This window comes from Parabacteroides faecalis (assembly GCF_022809355.1).
Classification (GTDB): Bacteria; Bacteroidota; Bacteroidia; order Bacteroidales; family Tannerellaceae; genus Parabacteroides; species Parabacteroides faecalis.
This window is the reverse complement of record NZ_JAKZMM010000008.1, coordinates 45,299-70,026: the sequence shown is the minus strand read 5'-3', so window position 1 is coordinate 70,026 and position 24,728 is coordinate 45,299. Positions and strand designations below refer to the sequence as shown.

Genomic DNA, 24,728 nt, shown 5'->3' with positions numbered 1-24,728 from the left:
CTCTTTTCTCCTTTTATTTAGCATTCAAAAATAAGGATTTTCCGAGAATCCACCTCGTTCTTTTTCCGATTCCCAAGAATCCTATTTCCTTTTCATTAGACCTTTTTACCGTTTCACCCGGGTGAAACGATCATTCCACGACTGTGATTCGATCGTTCCACTTAGGTGAGACGATCGTTCCACCTGGGTGGAACGATTAAAATGTAATATAAAACAACCTTATCCTCATCAGGTAATACACTAAAACACACCGTAAAAGGGTTGCCGAACAGACGACAACCCCGCATCAGTGGCGTATTACTCAACAGAAAGGCTATCTCGAGGTACCTCACGGGCAAGCGTGGCATACATGATAAACACCAAGGTTGCCGTTAGGATTTGCATCAGGATGAAGATCAAAATAAAGACAAGCGGTGTGAGCGGTACGCGGAAAGCAAAGTCTTCCAACCAGCCGGAAACCACCCACCAAGAGAAAGGAAGCGCCAGCACAAAGCCAATGCCAACAAACCAACAGTAGGGTTTGAGACCTAATCCTACAATATCGGTCAATTCGGCCCCGAACACTTTCCGCAAGGCTATTTCCTTCCGCTTGTAATACATATCGAAAATCACCAAGGCAAAAACACCGATCAGCGACAAGACGACGGCCAGCAAAGAGAAACACAAGAGTGTCTTCCCGAAGCGCACTTCCTTTTGGTAAAGAGTATTCAGCACCTGGTCGTAGAATTCAACTTCCACCGGATAGGCCGCATCCATTTTGGCAATCGCTTGCCGGATATGCGACACGGCAGTTACGGCATCAAAGCCTTTTTTCAACCGGATATAGACAACAGGCAAATAGCCGGAAGCAGGCGATGCCACCGAAAAGACAATCGGAGCCTTCTCCTTTCGGGCCGAAGTGAAAGATACTTCCTCACAAATGCCCACAATCTCGTTACTGAGTCCGCTAATCGGACCAAGACCAACGCCGTAATGGTCGCGTACAAACGAGTTGATGATATATCCCGAATCTGTATCACCGGTAAAATTGCGTCCTTCGACAATCTTGATTCCCATCACATCGAAGAAATTCGAAGAACACCAGAGCCGATAGGTATTTGTCTTTTCTCCTTTCCATTCCATGCTCCACTTCGAATAAGAATCCTGCCCACCCACACATTCGGTCGCAAAGGCCACATCTTCTACTTCCGCATATTGCCGCAGTGTCTCCTGCAACCACGTTCCTTGCTTCTCGACCATTTCACTGGTCAACTGGACTATCGCCAGCTGGTCCTGGTCAAAGTTCGTATTCGAACGCATCATCATCCGGTTCTGCAAGAAAACAAAGGCGATGAAAACCAACAACGAACACGCAATGGCATATTGAAGTACCAGCAGTCCGCTTTTGATTTTCCGTCCGGAAGGAGTCAGCCCATAATTTCCCTTGAGCAATAAGGCAGTCGGGAAAGAAGTCACAAAGTAGGCCGGATAAAGACCAGCAGCCATGCCAACCAGCCAAGCACCAACAACTGTAGCGATATACAACGTCCGGCAAGAAGCAAACGTCACCGGCTCCTGAATAATGCCCGAGGCGGCAAACCATTCCGAAACAGGCAGACTGAGACCTACAGCCAACAGACTTGACAGTCCGACGAAGCAACCCACTTCCAACACCTGTTCCAACCGAAGCATCCAAACCTCGGCTCCCAAGATCTTACGTGTATTGATTCCGCGCAGCCGCGAAGGCATGAGCGAGATATAAAAGTTCGTAAAGTTGAACATGCCGACAAAGACAATCAGGACCGCGATCAGTATCAATAAATAAGTCTGCATCCGGCTGCCCAACTTGAATACATGTCCTTCCGTCTCGGCATCACTAAAATAAATTTCCGGAAGCGGTGTCAGATGAATCGGACTCAAATACGGATAACGGGAGAAATCAAATGCCCGGTTAAACTCATCCGCCACCGACGAAGCATGACCCGGATCATCCAAGCGCAGGTAACAAATAAAATTGGAGTTTCCGAAGGTCTCCAAGAACGATGCCGGCATCGGAGCCAGGATATTATTCCCCAATTGCGTATTTCCAGGCAGATCCTTATAGACAGCTCCGACTTGCCAGTCCGTTAATGGCAGGAAATAAGCCGATTTGGATTCCATCCGTATTGGTTTGCCGACAGGCGATTCCTCGCCGAACATCTTTTTAGCCAGACTTTCCGGAATCGCCAGCTGATTGGGTTTCAACAAAGCCTCTCGTTCTCCTTCTGTTACTTCCAGGCCAAAGACATCGAAAAAGCCGGGACTTACCAAATTGGCTTCCTGCTTGTAACCAGTCCGTTTTCCATCGGTTTCAGTTATCGTCAGATAAACCTCGCCCACAAACGGACAAAACACAGAGCCCGCTTCCACATGAGCCGAAGCATGGATAATCGATTCGGCAAAGCCCGGTGGAAGAATGGAACGGAAGAAAGGTGTTTCCGGCATATCCACCTTGAAAACGCAATCCGGTTTCGGATAACATCTGTCAAAGTTCCATTCAAAGCGGACATGGACCATGATCATGATGAAGGCCGTAAAAGCCATCACCAAGCCCACGATGTTGAGCGAAACCGGAACGGGATATTTCCGGAATAACGCTTTGATGTTGCTGTATATTTCCATAGGGCTATTTATTTATCAAGGATTAATTGTTCGTATTATTCACTCTTCAGCGAAAGAACCGGATTGGCATGAGTGATCTGCAAACTGTTGATCACTACGGTGACGGCTACAATCAGCGCAACAATCACATCGGCCGAGAAGAGATAAAGCCATGAAACGGTAACTTTCTCGGAGAATTGCTCCAGCCACAAACCGGAAACGTAATAGGCAGCCAGGTTGCCGACAATGGCGGCTATCAACACCCATTTCATCATCTCGCCTACGAAAAGGGATAAAATCTCGGAAGTTGTAGCACCACTGATCTTACGAATAGCGATTTCCTTACTCCTTCGCTGCGATTCGTCACGGATATATCCGATAAGACCAAGGAAAGCGATCACAATGGAAAAGAGACTTCCGATCAGGATCGTGTCCTTCATCTTCCGGTTTTCATCATACATGCTTTGCATCACCTGCTTATACGAGAGTACTTCAACATCTTTTCCTTCTATTTCCTGCTGAACCTCCTGTTGGACACGGGCGATCGTTTCCGGATTCAGTTCTTTTACTTTCACCAGAATAATCGGCATATACCCGGAATCCGGCTCTGCCGTGAAGCGAATACTGGGGCGCTCGTCGTTACGTGTCAATAATCCGATCCGATAATCTTCATAAACACCGCTGATCGTCAGGATACCTTGATTCATGGCACTTGTATCGGAATGTTCGGAAATCTGGATTTCTTTGCCAACAGCTCCGTCTTTCCAATCGGTAAACTCCTGCATCTTCTCTACAAACTGCCGGCTCACGGCTACTTCCTGTCGGGTTTCAGGAACACGTCCTTCCAGCATCGGAATCTCAAAGAAGTCGAAGAAGCCTTTCGTCCCATCATATTGATCGGCTATATTAAACAAATCCCGATCATCACCCGGCAGATAAATATTGTTTCCCGAACTGTAATCAAAAGGAAGCGTATAACAACGTTCGACATCAACTACTTCGGGATTCGATGAAAGAGCAGCTATGCTTCGGTTCGCCTGCAATTTATCCACGCCCCGGACATTATAATAGAGAACATTCTCATACGTATAGCCCGGCTGGTCGTTCAACGCCTTGTCGTATTGGGCAGCAATGACAAACATAAAACAGACCAGAAAGACATTGATCGTAAACTGAACCCACAGCAAAGCCAGTTTCCATTTCCGCTTGTTCTCCTTATAATTCCGGAATGCCACACCAACCGGAATCTTATCATATAAATAACTGGGAACAACCGTAGAAACCAAAAACAACAGGAAGATGACTCCGACCAACACAGCAATGGTTTCGGGAATAAAGAGTGCCAGCAAACTTGCTCCCAACAAATCCTCCACCAAAGGTTTGGCTGCCCAAATCAGAATCGCCGCCAATACCAATGACATCAGTAAGACCATGGCTGTCTCTTTACTCAGCATCTTATAGATGTCCCAACTGCCCGCGCCATAACACTTATGCACGCCAATCTCTTTCGACCGCCTAACCATCTCCGATATCGTGATGAGAATATAGTTCATCAGTGAGATCAGAAGCAAGACCAATGAAATAATCGAGAGTATGACAATCATATTCCGTACCTGAGGTTCGGATGTATGCAACTTATCGAAAGCCGAAAGATAATACCAGATTTTTGTCCCGTTCTTTTCCAATTCTTCCAGAGGCTGGTTCTTCTCCTGCATCGAACGGATCGCCGCTGTCAGGGAAGACGGATCTATGCCTTCTTCCAGCTTCACATAACCCTGATAACGATCGTTTCCCAGCCAATTCTCCCGACTCCTTTTATTAAATGATTCCATGGAAAGCAAGACATCATAGTCCAGACTGCCGTTTTCCGGGAAATCTTCATAAACACCGCCCACTGTAAATTTCCAGCCGGATGCATCTTCGTTGTAGATGACTTGTCCGACAGCTTTATCAATGCCACCTATTTTCTCGGCAAAAGACCGGCAAACCATAACCATTTGTGGCTGCGACAAGACCTGAATCGGATTTCCGGACAAGATCTTCCAATCAAATACATGGAAAAAGGATGTATCCGCCAACACCAACTTACCGGAAACCGGCCGCTTGTCTTCCGTATAGAACTTCTCACTCTCAAATAGGAAGGTAGTACGGGTTGCATATTCTACACCAGGTACATACTGCTTGAATCCGGGAGCAACAGCTCCGCTCACTTGCTGATAGTCTCTTACATTTCCTTGAGATGAATACCCCGTCATAATCTTATAAATCCGGTCGATATCCTGATAGAAGTTATCATAGGCAGATTCAAAGCAAACTTTGGCAATCAAGATGCAGCCGATCGCCAAGCCGACACCCAGCGAGAAGACTTTCAATATCCAATTTCTTTTCTTCATATCCCAAGTCTTTTACAATTCATTCCTGACATCACTGACAATCCGCCCATCAAACAAGTTGATGGTTCGCTGAGCCACGGAAGCATCCTTCTGCGAGTGCGTTACCATTACAATCGTTGTTCCTTCCGAATTCAGTTCCGTCAGCAAGTCCATTACTTCTTTTCCGTTTTTGGAATCCAGGTTTCCGGTCGGCTCGTCGGCCAATACCAGATTCGGATTGGAAATAACCGCCCGCGCAATAGCAACACGCTGTTGCTGTCCGCCGGATAACTGTTGCGGGAAATGCTGGGCACGATGACTGATATTCATCCGTTTGAGCATGGCCGTCACACGCTGTTTCCGTTCCGAAGCACTCATGTTCAGATACTTCAAGGGCAATTCCACATTCTCGAAGACATTCAACTCATCAATCAGATTGAAGCTCTGGAATACAAAACCGATATTGCCTTTGCGGAACTTGGTGCGATCACGTTCCTTCAACTGAGCCACTTCCTGTCCCATCAGTTCATAACTGCCGCCCGAAGGATTATCCAATAAACCCAAGATATTCAACAAAGTTGACTTACCACAGCCCGAAGGTCCCATAATCGCTACAAATTCGCCTTTCTTGATTTCAAAAGACACACCATTCAACGCCGTTGTTTCTATTTCTTCCGTACGGAAAATCTTGCTAAGTTCTGTTACTTTAATCATAATCGTTCTTTTTTATTTTGTTATTTCTTTCTTGTTTTATTATTCGTTTTTCAATGTCTTTACCGGATTTGTATGTATCAACCGTAACATCTGCCAGCTAACAGATACCAATGCGACACATAACATAAATAGCAAAGACAAGACATATACTTGGATCGGATTGTCAATCCGATAACTATAGTTCTCCAACCAAATACCGGAAACGTACCAGGATAATGGAATACTAACCAATACCGCGATAAGAACCGCCTTCAAAAACCGGGAAGATGTCTCAACAAAAAGCTGGAAACCTTCGCAACCCATCACTTTGCGCAATGCGACTTCCTTGGCATGTTGACGAGCATAATAAGTACTCATGGCAAACATGGCCATCGACGTAAGCAGTAATATCAAAGCAGTGAAAATCATCAAGAGCTTCAAACTCTTGTTTTCGGCATCATACAAACTATAATTGATCTCGTTATACGTCTTAACCTTTATATCATCTTCTGTGAGACCTTTATTCCGGTAAAACGTCTTGATCTCATTTAAAGCTTCATGCTCATCTCCATGAACCTTTACAGCCAACTTTCTAAGTACGCGGAAATCTTCATCTTTCTCCATATCCATGACCTGAAGAATTTTAAGGAACTCTGTTTTCATCGGGGTAACGGCACTCCCTTTATGGAAATCCTCAATAATACCACAAACAGAAAAACGGGTATTATCAAATTCCAATTCTGTACAATCATAATCCACACCCAAGGCTTTCAAGGCCGATTCCGTCAGCCAAATACGATAAGGTAAAGGCTCGGCATTCTGGCGAATTACTTTAAAGCCCAGTATTTCAAAGGCAGATTGCGTACCATTGATTACATCAAATTTTAATTCTCCTCCGTTCTTAAATACACTGACAACAGAAGATCCCAACGTCATTGGATCAAACTGAAGCCAACCTACATTTTCAACACACGACAATGAACGAAGTTCATCAACATGATAGTCCGACGGTTTAGCAGCATTTTGCACGCTGATGATACCATTCTTCTCATACCCCATCGGTTTATGAATCATATAATTAATCTGCAAATAGATTACACCTGCGACAGACAAAGAGATAAAAGCGATGAAACTCTGAAAACCAATCAGTATTTTCCCCAAAGTCATCTTGCTGGTCCGGGTAAAGTTTCCTCTTACCACATCTATGGGCTTGTATCTCGAAACGATCAAGGCAGGAATAATTCCGGAACACAAAGACAAAAGAATAAGTACGGATAAGAAAAACACCGACTCGCGCCAACCAAACGAGCTGAATGGAGACACTTCTTTTCCGACCAACATCGACAAATAAGGCGAAATAAAACCAACAATCAACAAAGCAAAGGCAAACGAGACCAAGGTAAGAATGAAAGATTCACCTATATACCGGAATATGATATTCTCTATTTGTGTTCCCAACAAACGGCGCGAAGCCATTTCCTTGGCTCTGAATCCGGTTTGAGCCACCGTGAGAGAAATATAGTTGAATACGGCAAACAATAGCAGGAACAAGCCGGCACTGGCAAACAGGTTGGTGAAATCGGCCCGGACAATGCCTTCAAAAGGAATCGTTGCTTCAAGGTCCAACTTACTTATGTCCGCAAACGAAGTCAAATGATATTCCTTAAACAGTTGATGGACATACAGCATATCTTCTTTCTTTAAGACGGATTCAATCTTGTCTTCCAAGGCTTTGACATCTGTTCCTTCCGCCAACCGATAAAATAACACCGCGATTCCGCTGCCATTAACGGTCATGGACTGATCCAATTCAGACAATAAGTCAACACGATAGATGATGTCTGGTACAAAGAAGATCGTCTGGGAAAAATCTTTATAAATCCCTGTCACATGCAAATCCGCACGACTTCCATTGACAACAATTTCTATGTTCTTACCCAAGGCTTCTTCGTCTCCAAACAATCGGTTGGCACAACTTTGTGAAATTACAACTGCATATTTTTCCTTCAACACAGCTTCCGGGTTTCCTTCGACCAATTCAAAAGGGAAAAATTCAAAGAAGTTTTCGTCTGTAATAAGAGAATTTTGTCTTTCCTTTTGACCATCTACAATCATATCCATTTCAATTCCGCCAAATATATGTGTACCGATAACGCGACACATAGCTTCCACTTCAGGGAATTTCCCTTCCAACTGCTCTTTTACGGTTGCACATCCGATAAACATTCTCTCTGAATGCCCTACGTATATATTCCCTTGTCTTTTAATGGCCGAGTCCGTCTTTATCTCCTGTATGGCAAAAGAACCTATAAAAAGGACAAATGCGATGGCAATTGCCATTCCTGTCACTTCTATGGTCGTATATAATTTATTCTTACTGAGAAATCTAAAATAACTCTTCATGGTAAAATCGCTTTTATTTTATTTCAACACCAGACAATCATTATCGCCAAAGTTATCGTATCCGGAAGTAATGACTTTCTCGCCCGGGTTCAAGCCATCCAGTACTTCGTAATACTGCGGGTTTTGACGGCCGATATGTATTTCCCGCTTGAAAGCCTTGTCGCCTTCAGGCGTAAGGACATAAATCCATTTGCCACCGGTTTTCTGATAGAAGGTTCCACGAGGAATCATCACGGCTTCTTCGGGTTGTCCTAACTGTAAATTCAGGTTATATGTTTGTCCGGTACGGATGTTTTCCGGATGAGCGCCGTTGAACTTGAAGTCGGCCTTGAACTTCCCGTCCCTCACTTCGGGATAGACTTTCCGAATCATGGCCGAATACGATTCGTCTTGCCGCTCAAACTGTGCTTCCAGTCCGGGCATCACCCGATCGATATAATGTTCATCTATCTGTGCTTCGATCTTATAACTGCCCAAGTTGTTAATCTGTCCGATCTTCGCTCCCGAAGAAACCGATTGCCCCAGCACCGCATCCAGTAAGCCCAGCTCTCCGTCGATCGGTGCCACAATCATCAGATGTTCTTTTCGCCGGCGGATCATCTGCATGTTCACCCGCATGTTATTCAGGCTTTCCTGCATCTGCTTGACTTGTACGCTACGATAAAGACTGTCTTGGATAGCCCGGTTCTTGACCAGATCCAGACGACTTTCTGCCAGTTCATAATCTTCTTCCGCCTGCAAATAGACTTCTTTCGCAATCAGGTCTTCCTGATAAAGCTCTTTCTGTGCTTCATACGCCCGACGATACCGTTTGACTTCCATTTGCAACTGAAGCATTTCCTGATGCACGTTCAGCTTTTCCTGCTCCATCGAGATCAAAGTATTACGCAAGAGGTTTTCTTTCTCTGCCAGGTCGGCTTCCGAATTAAGGATCTGCATATCCAGATTCTCGTTCTTCAGTTCGAGGATCTTATCGCCCGCCTTCACCTTCGCACCTTCTTCGATGAAGATATCATGCACCACGCCCGACTCCAGCGGACTGATCTGAATGGTTGTCATCGGCTGTACTTGTCCGCTCACCCGAATATAATCGTTAAACTCGCCGGATATCACTTCACTGACAGACACCGTATCCGCATTGACACGAAACGTACGCACGTCATCCCGCAGCAACAAGTAAATCACAAACACCACGACCAGCGCACCCAGCCAGTACGGCATTGCCTTTTTGCTCAGTACAAGCAAAAAACCTTTCTTCGGTTCTATTTTTCTATCCATGATTCTATTTCTATTTATATTGATCCAAATAACTAATTCCTTTGTAATAACTAACGACACTGCTCTTCAGCAAATACTGAAAGCGGGCATTCAGCTGTTCGGCCTTCGCATTCAGGTAATCGTTGGAGACTGTCTGAAACTCGATCGGAGAAATCAGCCCTTGCAACATCTTCCGTTCGCCCAACCGATAGGCTTCTTCTTGTACAACCGAACGTTTCTCGGCTTGAAAGAACGCCGCTAAAGCACCTTTGCTGTCTTGTATCGCCCGGGAAATCTCGGATTCCACATCATGCAATGTCTGTTCATATTCCGCCCGAGCACGCCGCCAGTCGTTTTTCTTCTTCGATAAATTGGAATGACGGGAAAGGCGATCGTAAATCGGTATCGACAGACTCAACTGGATGTATTCACCTCCATTGTTCCGGAACTGCGTACCAAAAGGAATCGCCTGATAATCTTTCCGGCCGGGATAGGTATAATAACTGGTTGACCATCCGCCATTCAACGACAAGGAAGGAAGAAACTGCCACTTGGCCGTCTTCAATTCGTACCGGGCCTGATCCATTTTCCCTTTGGCAATCCGGACAGCCGGATTATTCTCGTGCGCAAAGCTGGTAATCTCGGCCGCCGATTCCATACAAATTTCCGGCAACTCGAAAGAATCTCTTACAGCCGACATATCTACCGGAAGTACTTCTTCTACGGGCCAAAGCATCAGAGCCTTTAATGTCAGAACAGCTTCGTCCTTCTGATTCCGGGAATTGATCAGCTGGTATTCGCGATCCGCCAGGTCGGCTTCCATCTGTACCACATCAGCTCGTCCTTTCTGTCCCAGTTCCAGTTGTCTCTTTACCAAAATCAGATTAGAACGGGCAGCCTCGATCTGCGATTCCATCACCTCTACCATCTGTGTATGGAACAAGACATTATAATAAGCCTCCATCACGGAAAGACAAATCTCATCCCGCAACTTCTGTTCCTGAGAGATTCCCATCTTCACCGCAATATTCGAGATCTTGATATTATTGAGAGCCGAGAAACCATCAAACAACGTAATACTTCCATCTACCGAATACCCATTATTAAAGGAAGTACTGCTGATGTAGGTATTGGTTTCGGGGTCGACCGCACGCCCGAAGTTACTATAAGCATACGTTCCGGCCGACACTTTCGGTGTAAAAGCTTTCAGAATCGCATCCCGCCGGCTCACCAGCGCATCGGCATTGTCGGCATCCTGTATCTTCTTCTTCGAGGAATTTTCCACCGCATACGCCATACAGGCATACAACGACATCGCTTCCTGAGCCAGACAAGCCGCATGGATGGAGCATCCTAAAACCAAAGTCATTATTATCTTTCTTTCCATAAAGCAAACATCTTACACCAAGAAAAATACAACGACCATGCCAGAATTATAACAAGCTTGTTTCTAACAGATTATAATTTTATCATTTCCAAGAACTGTAAAGTTTCTTTACAAAAGGTGTAAAATAGATTGACGGTGTAAAGTTATTTTTAGCCGGTTTTCGGCAATAAGGAGGATAAAACAAAAGGTGGTATTTCCATCAATCCCGTGAACAAGTGGTCCAAACTTCGTATCCTTTTATATTTTTGACAGATGTGATAAAGCTTTTCCATATATGTAATAAAGATTTTTGACAAATATAGTAAAGCTTTTCGACAGCTGTCAAAAAATTAAAAAGTCATAGGATTTATGCAAGAATATACTTACCCATTTATCCGTTTCCGATATTTCTTAATGTCAAAAGAGCGCGATAAATTCAATAAAATCTATCGGATTACGTTATCTTTGTGATAAGCATGGCGTTATCATAATACCAGGAAATATGTCGATATGGAGTAAACTTTTAGGATTTAAGCAAACAGATGAGACGAATCATAAGGTCGATAAAGATACTGCATCTCTATCAACCGATACATCGCGCTATACCTTTGTAGATGTTGAAATCGGTTTGCAGGATCATAAGATCCATGACATCGGAGCACTCCGCTTTGACGGCGCCATCTTTCATAAAGCATCCAAAGAAGAACTATTTGACTTTCTGCGCGACAGCGATTATCTCTGCGGACACAACATCATCCATCATGATGCCCAATATTTGTTTGCCGGCCGCACTTGCCGCTGGCCATTGGTCGATACGCTATATGTATCTCCTTTATTATTCCCCGAACGCCCGTATCACAGACTGGTGAAAGACGACAAACTGGTTAGTGAGCAACTGAATAATCCGGTAAACGACTGCGAGAAAGCCAAGGACTTGTTGCTCGACGAAATAGCCCGCTGGAACGCCTTACCCGAAAAGAAACAGCAGATTTGGGCTTATTTGCTCAAAGATCAGGAAGAATTTACAGGATTTTTACAGCTGGTGCAAGCTATTTCCCCGGTATATATGGATCCGGTTGAACTGATCAGGGATTTTTATGAAGGGAGAATCTGTCAACAGGCAGACCTGCATATGCTCATTGAAAAATATCCTGTCGAACTGGCGTATGCTTTGGCTCTGGTCGATACAACCGATCATCGTTCCATCACTCCAGGCTGGGTACTTCGGAACTATCCGGAAGTAGAATATGTGATGAAGCTTTTGCGGCACACGCGTTGTCAGGAAGGTTGTCCGTATTGCAACATCCAGCTGGATGTACACTATAACCTGAAACGTTTCTTCGGATACGATGAGTTCCGTACCTACGAAGGAGAACCACTTCAGGAGAAAGCAGCCCTGGCGGCCGTGCAGGGAAAATCGTTACTTGCCATTTTTCCTACTGGCGGAGGCAAGTCGCTTACCTTTCAATTGCCAGCACTTATGGAAGGTTCTTCCGTACATGGACTGACCGTGGTTATTTCTCCTCTTCAATCGCTGATGAAAGATCAGGTAGACAACCTGGCAGACCGGGGAATTACAGATGCAGTTACTATTAATGGTTTGCTGGATCCGATTACGAGATCGTTATCCATCCAAAGAGTTCTGGAAGGAGAAGCCTCACTTTTATACATAGCTCCCGAAATGCTCCGTTCCAAAACCATCGAGAGAATTCTGATGGCGCGCCATGTCGTAAGGTTTGTCATCGACGAAGCCCATTGTTTTTCTTCATGGGGACAAGATTTCAGGGTAGATTATCTCTATATCGGTAAATTCATCCGCGAGTATCAGCAGAAAAAAGGATGCAAAACACCGATTCCGGTATCCTGTTTTACGGCAACAGCCAAGCAGAAAGTCATACAGGATATCTGCGACTACTTCAAACAGACGCTGAATCTGGAATTGGAACTGTTCGCATCAACAGCATCCAGAACAAATCTTCACTATTCCGTCATTCATACGGAGACGGATGATGATAAATACTCAAAACTAAGGGAACTGGTGGTGGTATCTGATTGCCCGACGATTGTCTATGTATCGAGGACCAGACGGACCAAAGAGCTAGCTTCCAAATTAACTCGCGATGGTTACAAGGCATTGCCCTACAACGGACAGATGGAAGCAGACGAAAAGATTGCCAATCAAGAGGCATTCATGAACGATCAGGTACGCATCATCGTAGCAACATCAGCCTTTGGGATGGGAGTAGACAAGAAAGATGTCGGGTTGGTGATCCATTATGACATTTCGGATTCGTTGGAAAACTATGTACAGGAAGCCGGAAGAGCGGGAAGAGATCCACATCTGAACGCACGTTGCTACGTTCTTTACAGTGATAACGACCTCGACAAGCATTTTATATTACTCAACCAGACCAAACTAAGCATCAGTGAAATACAACAGGTTTGGAAAGCCGTAAAAGATCTTACCAGACAACGGATGCGGGTTTGCTGTTCGGCGTTGGAAATTGCCCGGCAAGCCGGCTGGGATGATTCTGTATCCGACATAGAAACCCGTGTGCGAACCGCTTTATCGACGTTGGAACAAAGCGGATATCTCGTCAGAGGAAACAATGTGCCTCATGTATATGCCACCGGCATCACCGTAAAAAACATGGAAGAAGCCCGAAAACGGATATCAGCTTCCATCTTATTCGGTAACGATGAAATCGAGAAGGCTGTCAGAATCATCAAGTCACTGATTTCGCAGAAGCATATCGCCAAGGCACAGGATTCGGAAGCAGAATCGAGAATCGATTATCTGGCAGATATTTTAGGAATGAGTAAAAGTGAAGTCGTATCGGCTGTAGAACGGATGCGGCAGGAAGGCATATTGGCCGACAGCAAGGATATTTCTGCACATCTGCTGGATTCAGGTGAATCCGAACGGAAATCAAAAACCTTGCTCGAGCGTTTTGCCAAACTGGAACAATATATCCTCAGCCATATTCCGGACGAGTCTTTGCAAATCTCTTGCAAACAGCTCAATGATAATGCCGTAAACGACGGAATCACTACCTCTAAAGAAAAAGACATTCGAACACTGCTTTACTTCCTCACAATCAAAGGTTATACCCGGAAGAAAGAAGATGCCGTTCATAACATGGAGATTATGCGCCGTTTGGACATGGATACAACCATCAGACGTTTTGAGAAACGATTGGAGATAAGTCGTTTTGCTGTAGAGTGGCTGTATAAATTAGCGACAGAAACCAGGAGAGAGAACGAAGAAAGCAAGTCGATACAGTTTTCCGTTGTCGAATTGTTGAACCAGATTAAGGCAAGTCAGCAATCTCTTTTCGGCGAACTGAAGGATATTCAGCTGGAAGATGTGGAAGAAGCTCTTCTGTACTTATCGAAGATCGGCGCACTCAAGCTGGAAGGCGGATTCCTGGTTCTCTACAATGCCATGGACATCAAACGAATCAAAGACAACAAGGCCCGATACAAGCAAGAAGACTACCGGATGCTAAATGAATTCTACAAACAAAAGATTCAGCAGGTACATATCGTTGGGGAATATGCCAATCTGATGGTCCGCGATTATAACGCGGCTTTGCAATATGTACAAGATTATTTCCAGATGGATTATCGGAAATTCATCTCCAAATATTTTAAAGGAGAACGAGGAAACGAAATACAAAGGAATCTGACACCCGGAAAATACAAGCAGTTGTTTGGCCAGTTATCCAAACGGCAAATGGAGATCATCACGGATAAAGAATCCTGCTGCATTGTTGTCGCAGCCGGTCCGGGCAGTGGAAAAACCCGTGTATTGGTCCACAAGCTCGCTTCGCTCCTGCTGTTGGAAGATGTCAAACACGAACAACTGCTGATGCTGACATTCTCACGCGCAGCCGCCACCGAATTCAAGCAACGACTGATGGAACTGATTGGAAATGCGGCCCATTTTGTGGATATCAAAACCTTCCACTCTTATTGTTTCGATCTGCTTGGACGGATCGGCAATCTGGAAGATGCCAAAAACATCGTAGCCAAAGCGGCCGATATGATTAATCAGGGAGAAGTTGAGCCCAACAGAATCAGCAAAACGGTGTTAGTCATCGATGAAGCTCAGGATATGGGCACAGAAGAGTATGCACTCGTGAAAGCATTGATGACTCAAAACGAAGAAATGCGCGTGATTGCCGTGGGCGACGATGATCAGAATATCTACGAATTCAGAGGTTCTGATTCCGGATGTCTGTTCCAACTCGCCCAAGAACCCGGAAGCCGCTTTATCGAAATGACCGAAAATTACCGCAGTGCCCGGCATTTGGTGGATTTCGCCAACGAATTCACTCAAAACATCCATAAAAGGATGAAAACCGCTCCGATTATCTCCATGAGAGAAGAGGAAGGATGGGTAGAAGTGACTTATCATTTGTCTAAGTATATGTACCAGCCTCTCGTAGAAAATCTGATGAAACACAGGAAGAATGGCACGTCGTGTATTCTTACCCAGACAAATGAAGAGGCAGCAATCCTAGTAGCTCTCTTGAGGAAGCAGGGAATCAACAGCAAACTCATACAGTCAATGGATGGCTTTCATTTCCGGAACTTAGCAGAGATGAGGTACTTCCTCAAATATATCGACCAACGGGTAAACACGCCTCTAATTCCGGACGAAGTATGGGAAGCAGCCAAACAGGCAACTTGCTCAGCCTATGCCAATAGCCGAAATCTGCCGTACGTAAAACATTGCGTGACATTGTTTGAGCAAACCAACAAAGCCAAATATGTGGGCGACTTCAACGAATTTGTATTCGAGTCGTCAATAGAAGATTTCTGTGATATCGCCGATGCCGAAGTGGTAGTATCAACCATTCACAAAGCCAAAGGAAAAGAATTCGACGACGTCTATATGCTTATTGCCGACAATTATTCGAAAACCGACCAGCTGATGCGCCGGTATTATGTGGGAATCACCCGGGCCAAGAACCGATTGTTCATCCATACAAACGGAAACAGCTTTAAGCAGCAGAGTACAGATCAATACCTGATTGATCAGCGACAATATGCCTTACCCGAAGAAATCGTTCTGCAACTTTCCCTCAAAGATGTTTATCTTGATTTCTTCAAAGGACTCAAGCGGGAAATCTTATCATTGCGGAGTGGAGAACCATTGAAGTATAAAGACTGTGTTTTATTCAATAGCCAAAACAAAGCCGTTGCCAAGCTGTCGGCCAATATGCAGAAAACAATATCCGACTGGAAAGAAAAAGGCTATGAAGTGAAAACAGCGTCCGTTCATTTTATCGTAGCCTGGAAACCCAAAGAAGCAACAAAGGACGAACCTGAGACAGCTGTTCTCTTGGCAGATTTAGTACTCAACAGGATGCAAAATACATAAAGGGAAATATCAATAACATCACGGATGCTTGCTTTATATCCTCATATCTAAGAATCTGTTGCATAGCTAAACATAAGCTGATTTACAAGCTATTTCTGGTTTATTTCGGACAGCTCCCATAAAATATAGGTATTTCTCAATTATCCATTTTTCCCAGGTTGTAAAGGTCCATAGAAATAAGAAGCTGTTGCCCCACCATCAATCAGAAAATCAGAACCGGTAATAAAGGCTGCCTTATCATCCAGCAAAAGTTCTGCTACATGTGCCACCTCATCTGCCGTTCCCGGACGTCCGGCCGGACATTTGGCAAACATATTCTTGTAGAAATCTCCACGTGGACCATTAAACTCATCGATGGCCAGCGGAGTAACAATGATACCTGGAGAAATAGAATTGATACGGGCACCTCGTTCTCCCCATTTCACGGCCTCAGACATTACTCGCTTCACATTACATCGCTTGGCCATTTGATAGGCATGCAATGTATCCCGGATATTTTCCGGACGAAGCATTTCCAAAGAGAGAAGTTCTTCTGTTGGTGTAGTGGCAAGCAGTCTGTCTTCTTCAGGCGTAAGAGCCGGCATACGATGCCCAGACTGACTGGAAATTGTTACGCCTGCTCCACCTTGAGCAATCACTTTGCCCACTTCTTCCAACAAAACAGCAGTGCCATACAAATCCACCTTCAAGATAGTTTCAATTGAAGCCTGGCTTGGTGATACTCCAGCTGAATTTACCAGATGACGGATGTTACCATACTTATGAGCCTCTGATATAAGTGAAAGGATAGAATCTCGTGATGAAAGATCGGCTTCCATCGCTACCGCATCAAATCCCGTATTGTTCAATACCTCGGCTGCAGCCTGCGCATTCACGATATTTTTATCTCCAATAATTATTTTCTTACCGGAAGCAATCCGGCGTACGATAGCAAGCCCGATTTGTCCGGCTCCTATCCAAATAACACTATCTTTTTTCATGACGAAAGTTATTAGTCGCTAATGCATCATTTTCACAAACTGTTTTTACGGGGTAAAAATAAAAAACTCTATTTACAGGCAACTTAAACGAATTACGGATTGATTTACCCGAATTGTGGTTTTACACTTATCCTTATTCAGAACTATGAAAACCACAATACAAAAAAAATAGGGTGTAACTCCGTAATTAAGTTACACCCTATTTTATATTATCGGTTATGAATGTTTACTTACTTGACCTCCTCAAATATAAAGTATATTGATAATCAGTTAGTTACTGTTATCAAGATACAAATGATATGCAAATGTAAGTATAAAACCATATAGAAAAAGTACAAATGGACATTACTTTGTATGATAACATCCTTTTCTACAGATTAAGGGTTAACACAATGTTATACTACTGATATTCAGCATATTGAAGCTGTTCTTCCTTGCATTCAACAAAGAGTGTTAAATTATATTAAATCCTACAGGGCAATTATGATTCGTGCAAAGATAATATTTTGCAGTCAAAGGAAGAAAGACTTCTTGAACCACTTCTATGGTTCTATACTTCTGTTTCTGACGTAAGCTGACCCGTACGGTTTTCGGGTTTTAGACGGACATATATACAGTTTACTTTAGGTTAGCATATATATAAGAGCTAACCAAGGTAAACTAAAGTGTTTTTGTCCTGTAGATACTGCACTTTGTGGACTCTTTTCTCCTTTGACTGCAAAAACCTCTTATAGCCTTATCTCCACCTATAACGTCACTTCACACTGCTGTACCATGCAGTCTGCCATGTACCACCCCATCGGGCTTTGATAAGAATTGTGTTGCAAAGGTACCTGTCATGGCGTTCATCCTGCAAGGTCGGTGCCTGTGGTTTGTCCGTGAAATCTCCACGCTCTGATTGTGGCAGAGGTAGTATTTGACGGCAAAACCTTGCATTGATGAGCCATAACACCTTTTGGGGCAACATAATTCTTTAATCAATCCCGATGGTAGTTGGTTCTACATAAGGGAAGAAAATAAAAATTTTATCTTATGGCTAACATTTGCGACACTCAGTACAAGGTGACAGGCTCACGCAAAGCCGTGGCAGACCTTTGGAACACACTCCAAGAGTTGGAGGTGAACAGTAATAATGTGTATCTGTATCTCTTGGCAGAACACTATGGCATTGACTACGAGAAGAAAGGCATCTCGGTGAGAGGACACATCTATTGGGCAGAGTATGAGGAGAACGTGGAAGACGATTATGCCCTCTTGTCCTTTGACACCGAAAGTGCTTGGTCTTCATGCGACTTGTTCTTTGAGGAGGTGAACAAGGCACTTGGCGATGAACTTTCAATCAGTTGGCGAGAGGTTGAGCCAGGTTGCGACATCTTCTATACGCACGATGAGAACGACTTCTTCCCCGAAGAGTGCTACGTCACTGCATACGGAGAACTCTTTGAGGATTGTGAGGGTGCTTACTCCACCTTTGGTGATGCTATCAAGTTGTGGTGTGAGAAGACTGGTGTCTCACAGGACGGAAGAAGCGAACAGAAGATGATTGACTTCATCAATGAATACGAGTATGAGGCAGAGGACACGAATTTCTGCATCAATCCAATCACATTCGGCTAACAAGGAGGAACGGATATGGCAACGATAGACATGGAGCAGTTGGACGGCGTTGTAGGGTGTTTCTGCACCTTGCTTTATCCCCGAAGAGGTCAGACAGAGGGAACGATTGTCGAGGACTTGGGTTGTGAGGTCATTGTCCAGCTCATCAACGGCAAGGAAGTGACGGAGTACAAGGATGATGTTGTCATCTGTGAATAATCAGGAGAGAGTCTGTTGGCTATGTGGCTTGCAGACTCTTTCTTCCTTTGACTGCAAAAACTCTTTTAGGACAATCCTCCAATGAGGTTATGGCTGTTGTAACTGAAATACCTTGGGAGCAAGTTGTGCGGTTTGCTCACTTGCTCCAGTCCTGTTATAGAAGCGATGCTTCGACACCTGTATAGCGATACGTCGCCAAAGTCCCTTCGCCGTTTTAAGCGTCTCTGTACCTTGTTATAGGAATGGTCATTTCGCCTTTTGGTTTTACTCGTCTGTCTTTTGCGACTCTTCCTTGTCGGACACAGAACTTGGTCTTAGCATGATGACAGTGCTATCGCCAATCCTCTGATGTCTGTCCTCTTTTGGCTTGATGCCTCTATTGCTAAGCTGACCCTTAGGCTTGTCGTTCATCGTGCATCAGTGTTCATGCTCCTCACTCTTCTGATGATACAGCTGTAAGGTCGGATTTCCCGCTTCGTTTCTCCAGGCATACAGCCATAGCAGTGCCCCTGTCTGTTGCATACGGATTGCCTCCTTGCTTACAACCTTTGTTCCATTGTTTGGCCCCGTCTTTTTCTGAATTGAGCTATTTGAAAGCCACTTATTTTTACCATGCAAAGGTAGCGTGATGCTGCGAAGGACTTCCTCCTTCTTGTGTGGCCGCTATCGCTGTGACCAATAAAATAGTGCGTAATCTTCCTTTTTCTCCCTTACCGCCAACGACAAAAAGAGTATTGCGAACGATTTTCATGGTGCTTCCCACATGGTGCCACATCCCTGCTTTTGAATGCATGTAAAAATTAAGTTTCACTTTTAAATTCAATTCAAAATGAAAAAGATCGAGAACAACTTCACAGTTTCAGGTTTCGTAGGTAAGGATGCAGAAATCCGTCAGTTCGCAAACGCCAGCGTAGCACGCTTCTCATTGGCAGTAGGCCGTCAGGAGAAGAACGGCGAGGAAACCAACCGCGTATCGGCTTTCATGAATATGGAGGCATGGCGCAAGAACGAGCACACCGAATCATTCGACAAGCTCACCAAGGGCACGTTGCTCACCGTCGAGGGTTTCTTCAAGCCAGAGGAGTGGACAGACAAGGATGGCGTGAAGCACTCCAGAATCATCATGGTTGCAACCAAGTTCTACGAGTGTCCCGACAAGGAGGAGACTCCTGCGGAAGAGCCGGCCAAGCCAGCAACCAAGAAAGGCAAGAAATAGCCTTTCCTCTCCATAACAAGGCGACCTTCGGGTCGCTTTTGTTTTGCTCAGGGACATCAATCTGCTGTTATAGCGTGTGATAATCTTCTCTAATAACAACCATGTGCATTTATTAACCATAACGGCAACGCCGTCTTCCTTTATTCTAACCACTTCGTCCCTCACCATTTGCGAAACGTCACCAAGATGGTTGGCATACAGATATTCCCGGCTGATGGCGACAAAGTCGCTATTAGCCAAGAAAGACAGTATGCCAAGGTCTGAACGCGAGAGGACTGCCATCTATGCCACAAGATGCCGAAGCCGAGGCTTCTGATAATTGTGTCCTTTACTGGCTATCCACTCGCCTTGATATTCAGACCGTCAATCTTGCGACAGCTTCACTACCCACCCACACCTGCTTTACTATTCTTCTTCTCTTTGACTGCAAAATATTTTCTGTTATAAGCGGTGGTTTCGTCCAAGTGCGTTGTATCGCTTCGCCCCACACCTTCAGAACGGCATTACTGTACGGACACCGCACGAATCCCATGTGACAGGCAGCCAACAATGTCACTATCAGAAACTGACACTTCTGATAACTGCCTTTATTGCTGTCTGGCTGTCCCATTATCGGGCTTCGGCAATGTCCGTGTAATGCCATTCTGCCCACCCATACCACCTTTACCACTAATCAACTGTTTTACAATTTCTCTTCTGCTATACAAGAGGCAGTTCTTGTCCACTCAGGCATATTGAATGTGGCAGACATGTCTGCTACGTCCAATCTGCCTCAGTGTCCTGCGGCAAGGACAAGGCACATTTGTCATGCTGACAGGAGTGCCCGATTTGTCCGTTGCGCAACTGTCTCTTCTTGCCTGATATACGTTACTATCTACTTCTAAATTATACTGCTTTGCCCCACGCCTTTGCGAAGCGTTACATGGTCTGTCGTCATACAGACATCCTTGGCTGATGGCAACACGTTGCTATTAGCCAAAGCTGACAGTATGCCGAAGTACCGACGCGAGAGAATTGTCTGTCCGTGCTACAAGCTATCAAGGCTGAAGCTTTGATGACTTGCATCCCGGTCAGCCAACACACTCGCTTTATGTCGGTACAGCAGACCTGCAAACACTTCACTGCCCACCCTTACTGTTTCAATCTTTCTTCTTACCTCTTTATATATAACACATCATTCCTCTTGCAGCCAATATCAATAATCTTCTTCCAATCAGCGCAGTGGTAGGCATATTTCCTGCAAAGTTAGCCGCGTCTGAGACAATCGTCAAATTCTGCTTGAGGTCTTGTGACTGTGAACAATCTTCCTTTTCCTCGGAAAAGAGTATTCTTCACACATAATTTGTCTTTATGTCTTTTCTTGCGGCTTGTGGGAGCAGAAAATATCCCTCCACAGGCTGAAAGGTCTCGAAAGGAGGGAAGAGAAAGAAACGGTTAAGCGAACGCAGAGGGAATTTATTCACTATGCTGAGCGTAAGTTTCTTCAACGTAGTTAAACAAGTCCAGCGACATGGGCGACAAACTTATTTGTATCACTAAAAATAGAAAGGCAATGAAGATTATCATCCTGCATGATGCTGACGCACGCATCGAGTATCTTGACGTAGCCGACCACCTTCTCGGCTCAGACATCGAGGAGTTCCTCACCAGACAGGGCTTCTCAGTGAACAACATCACATGGCTTGTCACATCGGCAGACCATATCCCAGTGGTTTACCACAAGTATGACATCGACTGCAAGACCGGCGAGGCAACCCACACCAAACGAGAGGCAGAACTGCAAGACCTCACTATCCACGGACAACTCCAGGCATTGCAGCACCGGGAGCAGGACGAGCTGAAAGCGGCTCTTCGCAAGTACGGCACGGAGGTGGACGGAGGCTTTGAGGTGCATTTCGAGGGAGAGCAGCCCATCGTGGCAGGTTATCTCTTTGACGAGCCTCGTGACATCGTCATAGACGCAGCACGTTTGGATGCCGACGGAAACTTGTCGCTTCTTGGAGAGGACAAGGAAGTGAGGGATGGACAATACGACATAGAGCCAAGCGACATATTTGGCGGTCAGTTGGACTATGTCACGTCGAGTATAGGTGCATGGATGAAGTAGGAGCATGTATGACCCAGTGCATCGTATATGACGAGACGACCAAGGAGAGCGAGACCTTTTGCTCATTGACCGCAGCCAAGAAGTGGATGCGAGAGCGCATCAAACAGAAGCATGAGGTAAGCGGACAGAAGTACAGAGTCTATTCCGACGGAGAGTTTGTTAATTGCGGCTCTATCAGTCTCACAGGCAGCAACAAGTCTTTTGTCGCCAATACAAGGCAGACGAAGAAAGGATATTAATAACAAGGTAACGGCAAGCCTAACCAACTTGCCACACATATATTGATATGGAAAAGCAAATATTGAGTTTTAATGACTTGCCATCAGCATTGTCATTAGTAATAAACAAGCTGGAGATTTTAGAAGAAAAGTTTTCCACACTAATGACTCAAATTCAGCCCGATAAGGGATTGGAATGGCTTAGTGTTTCCGAATTGAGTGAGTATCTCCCTACCCATCCAGTTGAACACACAATCTATTGTTGGACAAGCAATAAACAAATACCATTCCATAAGAAGGGGAAACGTATCATGTTCCTCAAATCTGAAATTGATGAGTGGATGCAAGATAACAAGAGTAGGTCACGAGCAGAAATTATGAATGAAGCAATAGCTTATGTTCAATCAACAAGAAAAGTCATTTAAATAACAAGGTAACGGCAAGTCTAACCAACTTGCCACTATAACATTTTCACATTATGATTTACACTCACACTATCGGACGCATCGGAGCAAAGGATTGCCGCGTCATCACAGGTACACACGGAACATTCATGGCTGTTGACATCGCAGTGGACGACTACAGTAAGGGCAAGCAAATCACCACTTGGGTAAGGGTGAAGAGCAGCAAGGAGAACCATATCCGTTTGGCTGAATACCTCACCAAGGGTCGTATGGTGCTTGTGGAAGGCACACTGACTTCTTCCATTTGGACAGACCGCAACGGAGAGAACCACATACAGCATAGCATCATAGCTGACTCCATCGCCTTTGTCAATGCAGGGAAGAAGGATGCAACCGACACACCTGCAACAAAGGCACGCAAGGCAGCCAAGGCAGAGGGCGAGGCTCCCGTACCGCCAGCCGATGCACCGCAGGACAAGAGCGAAGACCTTCCCTTCTGAGGGTAGTATCAACTGAGAGTAGTACGTACTAATCGTAGTAAATCCGCTTTTACTATGGTTAGTATGTACTATCAGTAGTAGAATAGTAAAGTAGTATTCACTAATAGTAGTATCATGTTATGACACAGATAATTGCAGTATTAAATCACAAGGGTGGTGTAGGGAAAAGTACGACCGCAGTAAGCCTTGCGGCAGCTCTGCAACTGAGTAAGAAGAACGTCTTGGCTATTGACATGGATGGACAAGCCAACCTCACGGAAGCCTTGGGATTGTCCATCGAGGAAGAACAGACAGTCTATGGCGCAATGTGTGGACAGTACACCTTGCCGTTGGTCAAGTTGCACAACGGCATCACCGTCTCACCCTCATGCCTTGACCTGTCTGCGGCTGAGTTAGAGCTTATCAGCGAGCCGGGACGGGAGCTTATCTTGAAGGGACTTATCACCAAAGCCATCGCCAAAGAGCATTTCGACTACATCATCATCGACTGTCCACCGTCATTGGGCTTGCTGACCTTGAATGCCCTCACCGCAGCCGACTACATCATCATCCCTGTTCAAGCGCAATACCTTGCCATGAGAGGTATGGCAAAGTTGATGGACATCATCCGCATCGTTCAGGAGCGGCTCAACTCCAACCTTAAAGTGGGCGGCATCGTCATCACCCAGTTCGATCGCCGCAAGACGTTGAACCGAAGCGTGAGGGAAATCGTCAATGACAGTTTTCACGAGAAGGTTTTCAAGACCGTCATCCGTGATAATGTGGCTTTGGCAGAAGCACCCATCAACGGCAAGACTATCTTTGAGTATAATCCCAAATCCAATGGTGCCAGTGATTATATGTCTTTGGCAAAAGAAGTGTTAAACTTAAAATAGCATAGCCATGAGCAAGAGCAGTATGTTGAAAGAGGGAATGAAAGGCGGTCTCAACGGACTCCTTTCTTCCACAAAGAAGCCGAGTAAGGAGCAGATAGTCACAGAAACTACACCAGCACCACCTGTGTCTGTTTCTGAGACTACCGAAGTGCCGGTGCATTGCAATTTCCTTATCAACAAGAGCATCCACACGAGGATGAAGTACCTCGCCATCAAGAAAGGGATGTCCTTGCGTGATATTGTCAATGAGGCAATGACAGAATACCTAAAGCGGCATGACACATGAGTGCCGCGCGGTATCATCGCCGAACAGACGATGATACCGCTATCTCTTCTATAAACAGACTTTACTATCCGTAGTATGGTAGTAAAAACTATTCGACTATTATACTATTCGTAGTCGATACTACTTTTAGAAAATACTATCCAACTCATTTTTAGGGCAATAGTTTTCTCTGCTTGTAGGACTGTCTCCATGCTGATAAAAGGCAATGTCGTTCCCTATTACAAGATT

The 24,728-nt window shown here is 44.9% G+C and carries 19 protein-coding genes; 10 read left to right on the top strand and 9 right to left on the bottom strand.

All coding sequences use genetic code 11. The features are described from left to right. Window positions 1–297 precede the first annotated feature (297 nt). The 6 genes from MUN53_RS04685 to MUN53_RS04660 are packed head-to-tail and all read right to left on the bottom strand — an operon-like array spanning window position 298 to window position 10,731. Complete coding sequence (locus tag MUN53_RS04685; protein ID WP_243323584.1) at window positions 298–2,640, bottom strand: ABC transporter permease; 2,343 nt, start codon at window positions 2,638–2,640, stop codon at window positions 298–300. A 35-nt stretch (window positions 2,641–2,675) separates the two neighbouring features. Continuing rightward, window positions 2,676–5,012 carry an FtsX-like permease family protein gene (locus tag MUN53_RS04680; protein WP_243323582.1) on the bottom strand — a complete coding sequence of 779 codons (2,337 nt, stop codon included), beginning with the start codon at window positions 5,010–5,012 and terminating at the stop codon, window positions 2,676–2,678. A 12-nt stretch (window positions 5,013–5,024) separates the two neighbouring features. Further along, complete coding sequence (locus tag MUN53_RS04675; protein WP_243323580.1) at window positions 5,025–5,705, bottom strand: ABC transporter ATP-binding protein; 681 nt, start codon at window positions 5,703–5,705, stop codon at window positions 5,025–5,027. 39 nt (window positions 5,706–5,744) lie between these two features. Beyond that, window positions 5,745–8,087, bottom strand: a complete 2,343-nt coding sequence (locus tag MUN53_RS04670) for an ABC transporter permease (RefSeq protein WP_243323578.1) — start codon at window positions 8,085–8,087, stop codon at window positions 5,745–5,747. 18 nt (window positions 8,088–8,105) lie between these two features. After that, window positions 8,106–9,365, bottom strand: coding sequence for an efflux RND transporter periplasmic adaptor subunit (locus tag MUN53_RS04665; RefSeq protein ID WP_243323575.1), 1,260 nt, complete (start codon window positions 9,363–9,365; stop codon window positions 8,106–8,108). Window positions 9,366–9,375: 10 nt separating this feature from the next. Continuing rightward, window positions 9,376–10,731: a TolC family protein gene (locus MUN53_RS04660; protein WP_243323574.1), complete on the bottom strand. Its 1,356-nt coding sequence runs from the start codon at window positions 10,729–10,731 to the stop codon at window positions 9,376–9,378. A gap of 481 nt (window positions 10,732–11,212) precedes the next feature. Between MUN53_RS04660 and MUN53_RS04655 the strand changes: the two genes are divergently transcribed. After that, on the top strand, window positions 11,213–16,099 hold the full coding sequence (locus MUN53_RS04655; protein WP_243323572.1) for a RecQ family ATP-dependent DNA helicase: 4,887 nt from the start codon (window positions 11,213–11,215) through the stop codon (window positions 16,097–16,099). Window positions 16,100–16,239: 140 nt separating this feature from the next. On the opposite strand, the gene MUN53_RS04650 is transcribed toward MUN53_RS04655, so the two are convergent. Then, on the bottom strand, window positions 16,240–17,079 hold the full coding sequence (locus MUN53_RS04650; protein ID WP_243323571.1) for an SDR family oxidoreductase: 840 nt from the start codon (window positions 17,077–17,079) through the stop codon (window positions 16,240–16,242). Between the two features lie 754 nt (window positions 17,080–17,833). After that, window positions 17,834–18,046, bottom strand: a complete 213-nt coding sequence (locus MUN53_RS04645) for a hypothetical protein (protein ID WP_007837487.1) — start codon at window positions 18,044–18,046, stop codon at window positions 17,834–17,836. A 65-nt stretch (window positions 18,047–18,111) separates the two neighbouring features. Between MUN53_RS04645 and MUN53_RS04640 the strand changes: the two genes are divergently transcribed. The 3 genes from MUN53_RS04640 (at window position 18,112) to MUN53_RS04630 (ending at window position 20,110) form a co-directional block, all read left to right on the top strand. Further along, a complete protein-coding gene (locus MUN53_RS04640; protein ID WP_005816332.1) occupies window positions 18,112–18,696 on the top strand; it encodes a hypothetical protein in 585 nt (194 codons plus the stop codon). A 15-nt stretch (window positions 18,697–18,711) separates the two neighbouring features. Next, window positions 18,712–18,894 carry a hypothetical protein gene (locus MUN53_RS04635; RefSeq protein ID WP_004319908.1) on the top strand — a complete coding sequence of 61 codons (183 nt, stop codon included), beginning with the start codon at window positions 18,712–18,714 and terminating at the stop codon, window positions 18,892–18,894. 829 nt (window positions 18,895–19,723) lie between these two features. Further along, complete coding sequence (locus tag MUN53_RS04630; protein WP_004319910.1) at window positions 19,724–20,110, top strand: single-stranded DNA-binding protein; 387 nt, start codon at window positions 19,724–19,726, stop codon at window positions 20,108–20,110. 355 nt (window positions 20,111–20,465) lie between these two features. Here the strand turns inward: MUN53_RS04630 and MUN53_RS04625 are convergent, their stop codons facing one another. After that, a complete protein-coding gene (locus MUN53_RS04625) occupies window positions 20,466–20,780 on the bottom strand; it encodes a hypothetical protein (RefSeq protein ID WP_224204806.1) in 315 nt (104 codons plus the stop codon). Window positions 20,781–21,662: 882 nt separating this feature from the next. Between MUN53_RS04625 and MUN53_RS04620 the strand changes: the two genes are divergently transcribed. The 6 genes from MUN53_RS04620 (at window position 21,663) to MUN53_RS04595 (ending at window position 24,500) form a co-directional block, all read left to right on the top strand. Then, on the top strand, window positions 21,663–22,217 hold the full coding sequence (locus MUN53_RS04620; protein ID WP_005816324.1) for a hypothetical protein: 555 nt from the start codon (window positions 21,663–21,665) through the stop codon (window positions 22,215–22,217). Continuing rightward, a complete protein-coding gene (locus tag MUN53_RS04615; protein ID WP_007837480.1) occupies window positions 22,205–22,456 on the top strand; it encodes a hypothetical protein in 252 nt (83 codons plus the stop codon). The genes MUN53_RS04620 and MUN53_RS04615 overlap by 13 nt, the downstream gene beginning before the upstream one ends. Before the next feature lie 47 nt (window positions 22,457–22,503). Then, entirely contained in the window at window positions 22,504–22,860 is a 357-nt protein-coding gene (locus tag MUN53_RS04610) for a helix-turn-helix domain-containing protein (RefSeq protein ID WP_007837478.1), read from the top strand. 53 nt (window positions 22,861–22,913) lie between these two features. Continuing rightward, complete coding sequence (locus MUN53_RS04605; RefSeq protein WP_005816321.1) at window positions 22,914–23,339, top strand: single-stranded DNA-binding protein; 426 nt, start codon at window positions 22,914–22,916, stop codon at window positions 23,337–23,339. 119 nt (window positions 23,340–23,458) lie between these two features. Further along, window positions 23,459–24,214 carry a ParA family protein gene (locus MUN53_RS04600; protein ID WP_005816319.1) on the top strand — a complete coding sequence of 252 codons (756 nt, stop codon included), beginning with the start codon at window positions 23,459–23,461 and terminating at the stop codon, window positions 24,212–24,214. Window positions 24,215–24,221: 7 nt separating this feature from the next. Beyond that, window positions 24,222–24,500, top strand: a complete 279-nt coding sequence (locus MUN53_RS04595) for a plasmid partition protein ParG (RefSeq protein WP_005816317.1) — start codon at window positions 24,222–24,224, stop codon at window positions 24,498–24,500. Window positions 24,501–24,728: the final 228 nt, after the last annotated feature.